Source organism: Nocardia acididurans (genome assembly GCF_016741815.1).
Taxonomy (GTDB): Bacteria; Actinomycetota; Actinomycetes; order Mycobacteriales; family Mycobacteriaceae; genus Nocardia; species Nocardia acididurans.
In genome coordinates this window covers 174,595-187,926 of the sequence record NZ_JAERRJ010000012.1, presented here as the reverse complement: position 1 = coordinate 187,926, position 13,332 = coordinate 174,595, and the positions used below count along the sequence as shown (strand labels likewise).

At 70.3% G+C, this 13,332-nt stretch carries 10 protein-coding genes; 5 read left to right on the top strand and 5 right to left on the bottom strand.

The window, feature by feature from the left end; all coding sequences use genetic code 11:
* Window positions 1-1,839: an FHA domain-containing protein gene (locus JK358_RS29500; protein ID WP_201954103.1), complete on the bottom strand. Its 1,839-nt coding sequence runs from the start codon at window positions 1,837-1,839 to the stop codon at window positions 1-3.
* 199 nt (window positions 1,840-2,038) lie between these two features.
* Here JK358_RS29500 and JK358_RS29495 point away from each other — a divergent pair, with 199 nt between their 5' ends.
* The gene (locus JK358_RS29495; protein WP_201954101.1) at window positions 2,039-2,539 is read left to right on the top strand and encodes a hypothetical protein; all 501 of its coding nucleotides are present in this window, start codon (window positions 2,039-2,041) and stop codon (window positions 2,537-2,539) included.
* A 2-nt stretch (window positions 2,540-2,541) separates the two neighbouring features.
* Here JK358_RS29495 and JK358_RS29490 read toward each other — a convergent pair whose 3' ends face one another.
* Window positions 2,542-4,086, bottom strand: coding sequence for a glycerol-3-phosphate dehydrogenase/oxidase (locus tag JK358_RS29490; protein WP_201954099.1), 1,545 nt, complete (start codon window positions 4,084-4,086; stop codon window positions 2,542-2,544).
* Window positions 4,083-4,715: a TetR/AcrR family transcriptional regulator gene (locus JK358_RS29485; protein WP_232852099.1), complete on the bottom strand. Its 633-nt coding sequence runs from the start codon at window positions 4,713-4,715 to the stop codon at window positions 4,083-4,085. Before JK358_RS29485 ends, JK358_RS29490 begins: the two co-directional genes overlap by 4 nt.
* A gap of 62 nt (window positions 4,716-4,777) precedes the next feature.
* On the opposite strand from JK358_RS29485, the gene JK358_RS29480 reads away from it, so the two are divergent.
* Window positions 4,778-6,421, top strand: coding sequence for an FAD-binding oxidoreductase (locus JK358_RS29480; protein ID WP_372440747.1), 1,644 nt, complete (start codon window positions 4,778-4,780; stop codon window positions 6,419-6,421).
* Window positions 6,418-7,353 carry a diacylglycerol/lipid kinase family protein gene (locus JK358_RS29475; RefSeq protein ID WP_201954095.1) on the top strand — a complete coding sequence of 312 codons (936 nt, stop codon included), beginning with the start codon at window positions 6,418-6,420 and terminating at the stop codon, window positions 7,351-7,353. Before JK358_RS29480 ends, JK358_RS29475 begins: the two co-directional genes overlap by 4 nt.
* A 105-nt stretch (window positions 7,354-7,458) precedes the next feature.
* Here JK358_RS29475 and JK358_RS29470 read toward each other — a convergent pair whose 3' ends face one another.
* The gene (locus tag JK358_RS29470) at window positions 7,459-7,824 is read right to left on the bottom strand and encodes a hypothetical protein (RefSeq protein ID WP_201954093.1); all 366 of its coding nucleotides are present in this window, start codon (window positions 7,822-7,824) and stop codon (window positions 7,459-7,461) included.
* Between the two features lie 141 nt (window positions 7,825-7,965).
* Window positions 7,966-8,634: an AAA family ATPase gene (locus tag JK358_RS29465; protein WP_307817793.1), complete on the bottom strand. Its 669-nt coding sequence runs from the start codon at window positions 8,632-8,634 to the stop codon at window positions 7,966-7,968.
* 474 nt (window positions 8,635-9,108) lie between these two features.
* Between JK358_RS29465 and JK358_RS29460 the strand changes: the two genes are divergently transcribed.
* Window positions 9,109-11,811 (top strand): valine--tRNA ligase, encoded by a 2,703-nt coding sequence (locus tag JK358_RS29460; RefSeq protein ID WP_201954090.1) that lies wholly within the window; start codon window positions 9,109-9,111, stop codon window positions 11,809-11,811.
* Window positions 11,808-13,253: a bifunctional tetrahydrofolate synthase/dihydrofolate synthase gene (gene folC / locus JK358_RS29455; RefSeq protein WP_443677913.1), complete on the top strand. Its 1,446-nt coding sequence runs from the start codon at window positions 11,808-11,810 to the stop codon at window positions 13,251-13,253. Before JK358_RS29460 ends, folC begins: the two co-directional genes overlap by 4 nt.
* The last annotated feature ends 79 nt before the right edge of the window (window positions 13,254-13,332 follow it).

Here is a 13,332-nt window from a genome sequence, read left to right as displayed (position 1 = left end):
TCAGTGCTGCGGTTGCTCCGTGCGGTAGGTGAGGACGCGGCCGCCGATGCGGAGGCTCCAGCCGGGCTTCAGTTCGACCGGGCGCTGGCCGACCCGGATCCAGTCCTGGGCGCCGGGGGCGGCTACGAAGGTGCCGCCGGGGGTGCCCGCGTCACGGACGTAGATGGTGTTGTTCTCGATGGTGATGTGGGCGTGGACTCGGGAGACGTGGCGGTCGCGCGGAATGACTATGGGCGAGGCGGCGGCACGGCGGACCGACTCGTCGATCATCGGGTCGCGGCCGATCACGTAGGGGCGATCCAGGGGGTAGACCGCGCCGTCCGAGCTGGTGAGCGCGCCGATCGCGGCGAGCGCGCTGGTTTCCGGGGGAGCGACCACGGGGTTCCGGTCGCTGCTGCCCGGACGGGCGCCGGGCGCACCGATCGGCGCTGAATCGCGGGCGTGGCCGAGCGGACCCGAATCCCGGGAGCGGCCGAGCTGGCCTGGATTCTCGGAGCGGCCGAGCGGGGCCGGGTCCTGGGAGCGGCCGAGCGGGGCCGGGTCCTGGGAGCGGCCGAGCGGGGCCGGGTCCTGGGATCGACCGGGGTGGGCTGGGTCGTGGGCCTTGCCGGGAGAGGGTGAATCGGGTGACTTTCGCAGCGGGGTGGAGCCGCGGGTCGGTTTCGCCTCCGGGGCATCGGGTTCCGCTGCTTCGCGCAGGGCGTCGAAGGCGGCGGTGGGCGGCTGTTCCTCCGGGGCGGGACGGTTGTCACGTTGTGTCACAGCCGGTTCCACGTCGTCGGTGGCGGGACGAGACTTCGGTGCGGCGGGCTCGGCCGGGGTGCGGCGCTGTGTGGTGGCGTTCTCTCCCGTGTTGCGTTCGCCGGTGGTGCCGTTCTGCGGGGCGGGTGTGGTGGCGTCGGTTCGTGAACTGCCCGGCGGTGGGATGGGGCCGGAAGGCGTAGCGCCGCTGGGGAAATCGGGGAACACGCCCACGGTCTGCGCGAAAGCCGGTGCGACATCGGACAGGTCGGCTGTCGTGTGCTGCGATCCCGCGGGGGTGCCGGTCGGTGTCTCGACCGCGCGCTCCGCGGTGTTCCGGCCGCGCTCCGGCTGATACGCGGTGGGCTCGGCCGTGCGAGCAGGCCCGGTGTCGGTCGCGCGGGGGATCGGTTCCGATGTGCTGCTCGGGACGTTGAAGCGGCTGCGCGACGGGGTGGGGATCGGGGCGCGGCGCGTGGTGTCGGGGGCGGGATGGTCTTCCGCGGCCACGGGTTTCGGGAGCGCGCCGCTGTCGGTCCGCGAGATCGCGCCCGAACCGGATTTCGGGGTCGCGCCGGGGCTGGGCGTCGAAGCCGCGCCGCTGCCCGATTTCGATTGCGCCGCAAGGCCGCTGACCGGGGCCCGCACGATGAAGCCGCCCGCGGGGACGACGCCGGAGCGGAGGTCGGTGTGCGGGATGGGCTTGTCGCCGTCGGCGGTGATGGTGAGGCGGCGGATGGGGTCGCGCAGGATTTCGTCCGTCCAGGTCATGGCGCGTTCGCCGGAGAGGCGGTGCGCACCCTCCGGGCCTTCGGCCAGGGCGCGGACGGGGCCGCGCAGCAGGATCAGGATGCCGCCGGCGGTGGGTGCGATCACGCCGAAATTGGGCGGTTGCGCCGATCCGCTGGTGAATACGGTGGCGGCGAGGCGTTGCGCGATGGCCACGCCCGGGTCGTCGGCGGCGGCCGCTGTCTCGGCGGCGCCGAGCAGGCGTTCGGTGGACGCGGTGTCACTGCCCAGGTAGATGACGACGTCCCCGAACCGGGCCACCAGGCCCTCCCCGCGAGCCAGTCCTACTGTGGTCGGAATGCGGCCCATGCGCGCCTCCCTCGTCCGGCGCTCACAATGTCGCAGCCAAGCATAGGTCGATTCCGGCACTCGGCGCAGGCAGTGTGAAAACGCGACACAGTCAGCGCAATCGCGGCAATACCACCCATTGCGGCCGACGGAGCGCGAGGATCGAGGGATCGCGCCGGACGCATCCGGCCCCGGCAGCACCGATGAGGAACGCACAGACATGGGCACGATCATCGCGAACCAGAACGCCGTCCCCGCAGGCCCCGCCGTCGAGACGGCCGCCGCGCACCCGCCTGCCGCCGGCGCGCCCGACAGCGCGGCCGCCACGAACCGCCCCCGCGCCGCGGCGGCCGCCACCGCCATCCTGGCCGCCGCGGTCACCGCATTCGCCACTCCGGCCGCCGCCACCGGCACCCGGGTGGGCGTGGATCCCGGCATCAGCGTCGGCTCGGCAACCAAATACGGCACCAGTTGCACCTACACGATCGACGGTTACGTCGACGACCCCGTCACGCCGGTCGGCTTCTACGACAACGGAATCCTGTTCGCGGTGGCGAAACCCTCGGGCGCGCTGGCCCAGGCGAAGTGGACCCCGGTCACCCAGGGCCCGCACCGTCTCGAAATCCTCCAGCAATCCGTCCCCGGCGACGACGTCATCCCCTACGTGGACGTCACCGTGGGCATGGGCGTCAACGCCGGTTCGGGCTGCAACGTCTTCTGAGCTCAGACCTGGTCGAAGGCCGCTTCCGCCGCGGGGGTCGCGGCCTTGCGATCCTCCTCGACCAGCCCGATGCGGGTGCGCCGGTCGAGCATGTCGTCGGCCTCCAGCGCGCCCTCGTGCGTGATGGCGTACACGAATTCGGCGGCGATGACATCCATTCCGGGGGCGACGGGTGCGCCGAGCGCCGGATTGGCCCGCACCAGTTCGAGAATCGCGGCGGCGTCACTGCCGTAGCGCTCGACCAGGCGGGTAGGGGCCTGGATTCGATCACGTGCCGCGCCGGAGACCGCGCCGATCAGCGGGAGATCGCGGGTCCGGCAGGGCGACGCGGACAGGCCCGCGTGCGCGAGGGTTGCGTCCACGGCGTCCTCGGCCATCTTGCGGTAGGTGGTGAGCTTGCCGCCGACCACGGTGATCACCCCGGTGGGGGAGGTGAGGATGGCGTGCTCGCGGGAGATGTCCGCCGTGCTGTTCGCGCCCGTGCGCAGCAGTGGCCGCAGGCCCGCGAAGGTGCCGCGAATATCGTTGCGGGTGAGGGGTTCCCGCAACACCGTATTGACGGTGTCGAGCAGGAAGTCGATCTCGGAATCGGTGGCGTGCGGCACGTCCGGCACCGGCCCGGGGGCCTCCTCATCGGTCAGGCCCAGGTAGACGCGGTTGTGCGCGGCCGGGAACGCGAAGACGAAACGGCTGGTGCTGCCCGGAATCGGCACGGTCAGCGACGCCGACAGGCCACCGAAGGCGGCCGCGTCGAACACCAGATGCGTACCCCGTGAGGGCCGCAGTTCGATGCTCGGATCCACCTGATCGGCCCATACGCCGGTGGCGTTGACGACCGAACGCGCTGTGACAGTGAACGTTTCACCCGTCAGACCATCCTGCAGCGTGGCGCCGGTGCCGGTCACGCCGGTGGCCTCGACCCGCGTGAGCACCGACGCCCCGTGGCGCGCGGCCGTCCGCGCGATGGCCACGACCAGCCGCGCGTCATCGACCAGCTGCCCGTCCCAGGCCACCAGCCCGCCGCGCAGTCCGGCCCGGCGGACGGTGGGCGCGAACCGTGTCGTCTCGGCCGCCGCCACCCGCCGGGAGCGCGGCAGCACCGCCGCCGGGGTGCCCGCGGTCAGCCGCAGCACGTCGCCCGCCGCGAATCCGGCCCGCACCAGAAGTTTCTGCGCCACACCGATATTCGGCAGCAGCGGCACCACCTGTGGCAGTGCCCGGGTGAGATGCGGCGCCGTGCGCGTCAGCAGGATGTCGCGTTCCACCGCGCTCTCGTGTGCGATCCCCACGCCGCCGCCGGCCAGGTACCGCAGCCCGCCGTGCACGAGTTTCGAACTCCACCGGCTGGTCCCGAACGCCAGATCGTGCTTCTCCACCAGGACGGTGCGCAGCCCGCGCGCGGCCGCGTCCAAGGCCACGCCCGCACCGGTGATGCCGCCACCGATCACCAGCACGTCGATCCGCCCGCCGTCGCCGAGCGCCTGCAGGTCCCGTCGCCGCTGGGCGGCGTTCAGCGCGCCGCGCGAGTTGGTGGAGTTCTCGGTCATGGTTCGGGCCTTTCGAGAGGATTGCCGCGCGGATGGCGCGTCGTGCGCAGTGCTGGAGCCAGGTAGCTGTCGATGGCGTGGGTGAGTTCGGTGTCGAGGCCGTCGGAGTCGAGCAGGTCGGCGACGGTGCCCGCGGATTGGACGGCGGACTGGGCGATGAGCAGCAGCATGGTGGCCAGCCGCCGCGGGTCGCCGGGGCGGATGGAGCCGTCGAGTTGGCCGCCGCGGATGCCCTCGGCGAACAGGTCGATGAGGGCGCGCTGGTTGCGGCCCAGGCGTTCGAAGACGTAGGTGAGCATGACGTCGGCGTCGGCGCGGAAGATCTTGGCGAACAGCGGGTTCCGGCGGATGGCGGCCCCGCCGCCGACGATGGCGGCGGTCAGCCGGGCGCGGCCGGTGCCGTCGGCGGGCACCGCCTCGGCGATGATCTCGCGCAGTTCCCGCACGAGCAGATCCGCCACCAGCGATCCGGTGTCGGACCAGCGGCGGTACACGGTGGGCCTGCTGACGCCCGCGCGGCGCGCGACCTCGGTGAGGGTGGTGCGCCGGACACCGAATTCCGCGACGCAGGCGCGCGCCGCGTCGAGAATCGCCTGATCGACGGCGGAGGATGGTTCGGTCGAAGCCATAGGTTGCACCACCGGAGCGTAGTGTTCGTTACTGCTTGACATTCTATGTCACACTGTAACGCATGGTCGACACACGAGCAGCCTCCGCATCGACGGAAAACCCGGGCGAGCCGCAAGCCCGCCCGAGTATGGTGTGGGACGCCTGGGGCTCCCCATCCGGACACAAGCCGTTGCCGGATCAGATTCGGGGACTGCTCGCGCAGGTATTCGGGGTGTCCGGTGAGCCGGTAGCCCGTCGCGATGAGGGCGACGTGCCGCTGCGCGCATCGGCACTCACCCCCGAACATCGTGCCGGGCTCGTCGCGGTGGCCGGCGCCGACAACGTCTCGCTCGGCCACCGCGATCGGCTCCGCCACGCGGGCGGCAAGAGCACCCCGGATCTACTGCGCCGCAGGGCCTCCGGTGCACAGGACGCCCCCGACGCCGTCGTCTTCCCCGCCTCGCACGACGACGTGCTCGCACTCCTCGCCTACTGCGCCGAAAACGCCATCGCCGTCGTGCCTTTCGGTGGCGGCACCAGCGTCGTCGGCGGCCTCGACCCGGTGCGAACCGGTTTCGCCGCCGTCATCGCCGTGGACCTGCGCCGCCTCGACACCCTCACCGAGGTCGACCCGATCAGCGGCACCGCCACCCTGGGCGCGGGCCTGCAGGGCCCGCGCGCCGAGGAACTGCTTGCCGCGCACGGCCTTTCGCTCGGTCACTTCCCGCAGAGCTTCGAATACGCCACCATCGGCGGCTTCGCCGCCACCCGCTCCTCGGGTCAGGCGTCGGCGGGCTACGGCCGCTTCGACGACATGATCGAACGCCTCCGCATCGCCACGCCCGCCGGCACTCTCGACCTGGGCCGCGCCCCCGCCTCGGCCGCCGGACCCGATCTGCGCGAACTCTTCTCCGGCTCCGAAGGCACCCTCGGCATCATCACCGAGGTCACCCTGCGCGTGCACCCGGTCTCGGAAACCACGGCGTACCAGGCGTGGTCGTTCCCCGACTTCGCGACCGGCGCGAACGCCCTGCGCACCGTCATCCAGGCGGGCGCGGCCCCCACCGTCATGCGCCTGTCCGACGAGGCCGAAACCGGCCTGAATCTGGCCCGCGCCGGGAACATCGGCGGCGGCAGCGTCGGCGGCTGCCTGGCCGTCACCACCTTCGAGGGCACCGCCGCGCACGTCGCGGCCCGCAGCGCGGAGGCGAGCGCCCTGCTGGCCGCCGCCGGCGGCACCGCCCTCGGCGAAACCCCCGCCCAGGAATGGGAACACGGCCGCTTCTCCGCGCCCTACCTGCGAGATGCCCTGCTGGACGTGGGAATTCTCTGCGAAACCCTCGAAACCGCCACCAGCTGGTCCAATCTCGCCAACCTCAAGGCGAAAGTGACCGCGGCCCTGGTGGATACGCTCACCCAGGGCGGCGCACCGGCCCTGGTCATGTGCCACATCTCGCACACCTACCCGACCGGCGCCTCGCTGTACTTCACCGTCGTCGCCAAGCAGGCCGACGACCCGATCGCCCAGTGGGCCCAGGCCAAACGCGCCGCCGGTGACGCCATCGTCGCCGCGTCGGGCACCATCACCCACCATCACGCCATCGGCGCGGACCACCGCCCGTGGATGACCGACGAGATCGGCGACCTCGGCGTTCAGGTGCTGCGCGCGGTGAAACAGGCAATCGACCCGGCCGGAATCCTCAACCCTGGGAAGCTGATCCCGTGACGTCCCCCCGTGCCATCCGATCCATCGCCCTGGTGACCAACCCGCTCTCCGGCGCGGGCAAGGGCGCCCTGGTCGCCGTAGCCGCCGCCAACGGCTTCGCCGACCGGGGCATCAAGGTCACCGAAATCCTCGGTACCTCCGCCGCCGACACCGAGCGGCTGGTCCGTGAAACCCTCGCCGACCCCGGCACCCGGCCCGACGCCGTGGTCGCGGCGGGCGGTGACGGACTGGTCGGCGTGGTCCTGCAGGCCCTCGTCGGCACCGGCATCCCGCTGGGCCTCATCCCCGGGGGCACCGGCAACGATCTCGCCCGCGAGGTCGGCGTGCCCGATGACACCCCCGCCGCCATCGATGTGATCCTGGCAGGCCGCACCCGCACCATCGACCTCGGCGCGGTGGAAACCGAATCCGGGAAGTCGCCGACCTGGTTCGCCACGGTCACCGGCACCGGCCTCGACGCGCGAGTCACCCTGCGCGCCAACCACATGAGCTGGCCCAAGGGACCCCTCCGCTACACCGCCGCGGCCCTCATCGAACTCGCGGGCAAACTGGCGGTGCCCTACCGCATCGAACTGTTCGGCTCCCCGGACCACCCCGACGGCACGGTGATCGAACTGCCCGCGGTCATGGTCGCGGTGGGCAACACTCGCACCTACGGCGGCGGCATGCTCATCTGCCCCGACGCGCTCATCGACGACGGCCTGCTGGATCTCACCGTCGTCGGAGCCATGTCCCGCCTGGACATGCTCCGCCTGCTGCCCGCGCTCTCCTCAGGCAAGCGCATCGACCACCCCGCCACCACCCAATACCGTGCCGCCCGAATCAAACTCACCGCGCCGGGAGCCCCCGCCACCGCCGACGGCGATCCGGCCGGCGCCCTGCCCGCCACCTTCCGCGCCCTGCCCGGCGCTCTGGAGGTACTGGTCCCCTGACGCGATCCACGGCCCTCGCCTGGTGGGCGAGGGCCGCGGTTCGTCCCCGAGAGGTTGCAGGATCGGGGAGGCTCAGGGGTCGAGGCACCGCCCCTGCGAGATGCGCTACCAGTCCTGCAGGATCACCACGCCGTTCGGGGTCGCGACCACGTCCACCGAACCGCCGGGGTGGTCGGCCGCCTCACGGATGATCTGCGGCATATCCGCGTAGATGCGCGAATTCTCCTGACGGAGTGCCGAATCGGGCTGGATGCTGACCGAGATGATGTTCCGGGGAGCGTAGTGCTCGACCAGTGCGGGCAGCGGACCGTCGGCCAGGGCCCGAGTTTCGCCGGGGGACAGCGCAACTCCGTACACCCCGTATTGCGGGACAACGACAGGCGTTGCGGCGGAAGCGGTTCCGGCTGCGACCACAGCGGCGGCGGGCAGGCCCGCGAAGGCCGTGACGGCGAGAATGGTTCGAGTGCGCATGACTACTCGCTTTCGATCTCGGTCGATCTCGAGCTGTGGAAGCGGCTGGCGCCAACCGTGATAGTCAGAAAACATCACCGCAGGTGGTCGTGGCAATGGTTCTGCGATGCACGACATACCGGTGGGGTGCGGAGGCGTGCGTCACGCCGCGAAGGACACCTCGTGCAGACCGGTCACCGCCGCGCGGTCCAGGATCACCACGGACGTGGGTTCGGGGCGGGGTTTGGCGCCCGTCGCCACGACGTCGACCAGGCGTCGCCATTTCATGCAGTGCAGGGCGAAGCTGACCTTGCGGACCTTGCGGCCGCGCGCGATCTGTCCGGCCCAGGCGAGCTCGGCCGGGGCGTCGATCATGATCAGGTGCACCTGACGGCCCGCCGCACGCGCCCAGACCGCGACGAGGCGGCGCACCCACTGCCGGGTGCCGCAGTCGTGGATGATCACCGGGCCCGCCGAATCCTGCAGGGCGCGGCGGATGCGGGCGTAGTGGGTGACGTGCACGATGGGCAGCCACAGCGGGTAGGGGAGCGCGCCCAGCCTGCGCTGCCAGGAGTTGCGGGCGTGCTGGGAATCGAGCAGGATCGCGCCCGCGGCGCTCACCGCCGGTTCCACCCCCTCCGAGGAAAGACCGAACAGTTTGCGCAGGGCGGTGCTCTTGCCCGCGCCCGGAACCCCCGTGATGATCACGGCCGCGCTTGCCGGATACCGCAATTCGTCGATCGGATTGCCGCGTAGATCGTGGACTCGATCGGGAATGACGATCCGAGCCGGAGTGGAAGGTAGCGAGCCGGAGTCGAGCGGGGGGTTCACCCCTTCAGGATCGGCAGCGAAAAGGGTTCTCACAACCGGGAATTCCCTGAGATTTCGCTGATATGCCGCCACACCGCCCCCGCCGGTCGCCCGGTGCGGACGGGCTTGCGCTGGTCGGGCCACCCCGGAACCGGTCGCGGCACCCGCGTTAACACCGGTATCGGTGAGAGATCCCACGGTCACGGGCACATCCGCACTGTGCCCCGCGAGGCTCGCGTCCGGGCTGCCCGCACCGTGGCCGCACTGCGCCGACTGTGATCACACACAACCTCCGCGAACGCGAATCATGGCTCCGCACGGGTGATTACGCGCGATCCTGAGAATTGATTGTGGATTCGGAGAACGCCCCGGAAACGACGGTAGGCTGGTCGGTGAGGGCGGGGCTTGCGGTGTCCCTCATCCACCGGAAGCCCCGCCCTTCGGCTATCCAAAACCCGGTGGAAGTGGCAAAATCCCGGCCCTTAGAATCGCCAGGTGACCAGCGCAGCCTCTGAGAACCCACGTAATCGTGCCGATGCCCTCCCCAAGTCCTGGAATCCCGGTGACGTCGAGGCCGACACCTACGAGCGCTGGGTATCCGCGGGCTACTTCACCGCCGACGCCACCAGCGACAAGCCGCCGTACTCGATCGTGCTGCCCCCGCCGAACGTCACCGGCTCCCTGCACATGGGCCACGCCCTCGACCACACCCTGATGGACCTGCTCACCCGCCGCAAGCGCATGCAGGGCTACGAGGTGCTGTGGCTGCCCGGCATGGACCACGCGGGCATCGCCACCCAGACCGTGGTGGAGAAGCAGCTCGCCGTCGACGGCAAGACCAAGGAAGACTTCGGCCGCGAACTGTTCATCGACAAGGTCTGGGACTGGAAGCGCGAATCCGGCGGCCAGATCCAGGGTCAGATGCGCCGCCTCGGCGACGGCGTCGACTGGAGCCGCGACCGCTTCACCATGGACGACGGCCTCTCCCGCGCCGTGAACACCATCTTCAAGCGCCTCTACGACGCCGGCCTCATCTACCGCGCCGAGCGCCTGGTGAACTGGTCGCCGGTGCTGCAGACCGGCATCTCCGACCTCGAGGTGGACCACAAGGAGGTCGACGGCGAGCTCGTGTCCATGCGCTTCGGGTCGCTGAACGACGACGAACCGCACGTGATCGTCGCCACCACCCGCGTGGAGACCATGCTCGGCGACACCGCCGTCGCGGTGCATCCCGACGACGAGCGCTACCAGGCGCTCATCGGCACCACCGTCTACCACCCCATCACCGGTCGCCAGATCCCGATCGTGGCCGACGACTACGTCGACCCCGAATTCGGTTCCGGCGCAGTGAAGATCACCCCCGCGCACGACCCCAACGACTTCGAGCTCGGCCTGCGCCACGGCCTGCCCATGCCCACCATCATGGACAAGACCGGCAAGATCGCCGACAGCGGAACCGAATTCGACGGCATGGACCGCTTCGAGGCGCGGCTGAAGATCCGCGAGCGCCTGGAGGCCGAGGGCCGCATCGTCAAGCGCATCCACCCCTACAAGCATCAGGTCGGTCACTCGGAGCGCTCCGGCGAGCCGATCGAACCCCGCCTGTCCATGCAGTGGTGGGTGAAGGTGGAGGCGCTCGCCAAGGCCGCCGGTGACGCGGTTCGCAACGGGGACGTGAAGATTCACCCCGCCAGCCAGGAACCGCGCTGGTTCGACTGGGTCGACAACATGCACGACTGGACCATCTCCCGCCAGCTGTGGTGGGGTCACCGCATCCCGATCTGGTACGGCCCCGAGGGCGAGATCGTCTGCGTCGGCCCGGACGAGCAGGCCCCCGAGGGCTGGGTGCAGGACCCGGACGTGCTCGACACCTGGTTCTCCTCGGGCCTGTGGCCGTTCTCCACCATGGGCTGGCCGGACGCCACCGCCGACCTCGAGAAGTTTTATCCCACAAGCGTTCTCGTCACCGGCTACGACATCCTGTTCTTCTGGGTGGCGCGCATGATGATGTTCGGCATGTACGTGTCCGAGGACGGCGTGCTCACCGCGGGCAAGGCCGCGGACCAGAGGCAGGTTCCGTTCCAGGATGTGTTCCTGCACGGCCTGATTCGCGACGAGCACGGCAAGAAGATGTCCAAGTCGCGCGGCAACGGCATCGACCCGTTGGACTGGATCAACGAATACGGCGCGGACGCAACGCGATTCACCCTGGCGCGCGGCGCGCAGCCGGGCAGCGACCTGTCCATCGGCACCTCGCATGTCACCGCCTCGCGCAGCTTCGTCACCAAGCTGTTCAACGCCACCAAGTTCGCGCTCATGAACGGCGCGCAGCCGGGCGAACTTCCGGCCCGCGACACGCTCACCGACACCGACCGCTGGATCCTGGACCGGCTCGACGAGGTCCGCGCCGAGGTCGACGCCGCCTTCGACCGCTACGAATTCGGCAAGGGCTGTGAGGCGCTCTACCACTTCGCGTGGGACGAACTGTGCGACTGGTACCTGGAATTGGCCAAGGTGCAGTTCGCGGAATCCTCCGAACGCGCGGCGAGCACCCGCATCGTGCTCGGCAATGTGCTGGATTCGGTTCTCCGCCTGCTGCATCCGGCTATGCCGTTCGTCACCGAATCGCTGTGGCAGGCGCTGACCGCCGGCACCGCGGGCGACTCCCTCGTGATCGCCTCCTGGCCACAGGATTCCGGCGTGGCCGCCGACAAGGTCGCCGATCGCCGCATCGCCGACCTGCAGAAGCTGGTCACCGAGATCCGCCGCTTCCGCAGCGATCAGGGCCTGGCCGACAAGCAGAAGGTGGCCGCCAAGCTGATCGGCATCGAGGCCGCCGACCTCACCGGGCAGCTCGCCGATGTCGCGACCCTGGCCAAACTCACCGACGCCGCCGACGATTTCGCCGCCACGGCCTCGCTCGAGGTGCGCCTCACCAACGGCACCGTGACCGTCGAGATCGACACCTCCGGCACCGTCGACCTGGAGGCCGAGGCGCGCCGCCTGGAGAAGGATCTGGCCGCCGCGCAGAAGGAATTGGCCGGTACCACCGCCAAACTCGGCAACCAGGGCTTCCTGGCCAAGGCGCCCGAGGATGTGGTCGCCAAGATCACCGCGCGCAAGGAGATCGCCGAATCCGAGGTGGCCCGCATCGGCGTCCGTCTCACCGAGATCGCCGCACTGGCGGCCCGCAAGTGAGCGGCGACGAGCGTCGATACGCCGACGAGGGACCGCTGACCAGCGGCACCTCGCCGGTGGATCTGGCCGAAATGGCGCTGGTCGAAGCCGAACTCGATCAGCGCTGGCCGGAAACCAAGATCGAGCCGTCGCTCACCCGCATCGCGACGCTCATGGATCTGCTCGGTTCGCCGCAGCAGGGCTACCCGGCGATCCACATCGCCGGAACCAACGGCAAGACCTCGGTCACCCGCATGATCGACTCCCTGCTCACCGCCCTGCACCGGCGCACCGGCCGCATCACCAGCCCGCACCTGCAGCTGGCCACCGAGCGCATCGCCATCGACAACGCGCCCATCACGCCCGGCAAGTACGTCGAAACCTGGCGCGAGATCCAGCCTTTCGTCGAGATGATCGACAAACAGTCCGCGGCGGCGGGCGGCCCGGCCATGAGCAAGTTCGAGGTGCTCACCGGCATGGCCTACGCCGCCTTCGCCGAAGCGCCGGTCGATGTCGCGGTCGTCGAGACCGGCATGGGCGGAAAGTGGGACGCCACCAACGTGATCGACGGCCAGGTCGCCGTGATCACGCCGATCGGCCTGGACCACACCGACTATCTCGGCCCGGATCTGGAATCCATCGCGGGGGAGAAGGCCGGGATCATCAAGAAGGCCGTCGACGACGGCCTGGTGCCGCGCGACACCGTCGCCGTCATCGCCCAGCAGGAACCCGAGGCCATGGAGGTGCTGCTGCGCCGTGCCGTCGAGGTGGACGCGGCGGTGGCGCGCGAGGGTTCGGAGTTCCAGGTGCTCTCGCGCCGCGTCGCCGTCGGCGGGCAGGTGCTCGAACTCCAGGGCCTCGGCGGTGTCTACGACGACATCTTCCTACCCATGCACGGTGAGCATCAGGCCCGCAACGCGGTGCTGGCGCTCGCCGCCGTGGAGGCGTTCTTCGGCGCGGGCGCGTCCCGGCAGCTCGATATCGACGCTGTGCGAGCGGGATTCGCCAATGCCGTCAGCCCCGGCCGCATGGAGCGCATGCGCAGCGCGCCGACCATCTTCCTCGACGCCGCGCACAACCCCGCGGGCGCGCAGGCGCTGGCGGCTACGCTGACAAGCGAATTCGATTTCCGCAAACTGGTAGGTGTGGTAGCCGTGCTGGGTGACAAGGATGTCGGTGGCATCCTCGACGCTCTGGAACCGGTCTTCGACGAGATCGTCGTCACCGAGAACGGCTCACCGCGCGCCCTGCCCGTGGACGATCTGGCCAACCTCGCCGTGCAGCGCTTCGGTGACGAACGGGTGGCTGTCGCGGCCGACCTGGCCGACGCCATCGAGACCGCCATCGCCCTCGCCGAAGGCGGCGAGGACGGCGAACTGGTCTCGGGTGCGGGCATCGTCATCACCGGATCGGTCGTCACCGCGGGGGCGGCCCGCTCCCTGTTCGGAAAGGACCCAGCGTGAGCGAGCGCAGCGAGCGGCCCGAAGACGCAGCCCAGGAATCCAAGCCCGACGTCCCGCCGCCCGCCACCGATCCGTGGAA

What these genes read in the sequence shown, in the direction of transcription:
- JK358_RS29490 (WP_201954099.1), bottom strand. Translation starts at nt 4,086, where the DNA reads ATGACCGAGAACTCCACCAACTCGCGCGGCGCGCTGAACGCCGCCCAG.
- JK358_RS29485 (WP_232852099.1), bottom strand. Translation starts at nt 4,715, where the DNA reads ATGGCTTCGACCGAACCATCCTCCGCCGTCGATCAGGCGATTCTCGAC.
- JK358_RS29495 (WP_201954101.1), top strand. Translation starts at nt 2,039, where the DNA reads ATGGGCACGATCATCGCGAACCAGAACGCCGTCCCCGCAGGCCCCGCC.
- JK358_RS29470 (WP_201954093.1), bottom strand. Translation starts at nt 7,824, where the DNA reads ATGCGCACTCGAACCATTCTCGCCGTCACGGCCTTCGCGGGCCTGCCC.
- JK358_RS29480 (WP_372440747.1), top strand. Translation starts at nt 4,778, where the DNA reads ATGGTCGACACACGAGCAGCCTCCGCATCGACGGAAAACCCGGGCGAG.
- JK358_RS29500 (WP_201954103.1), bottom strand. Translation starts at nt 1,839, where the DNA reads ATGGGCCGCATTCCGACCACAGTAGGACTGGCTCGCGGGGAGGGCCTG.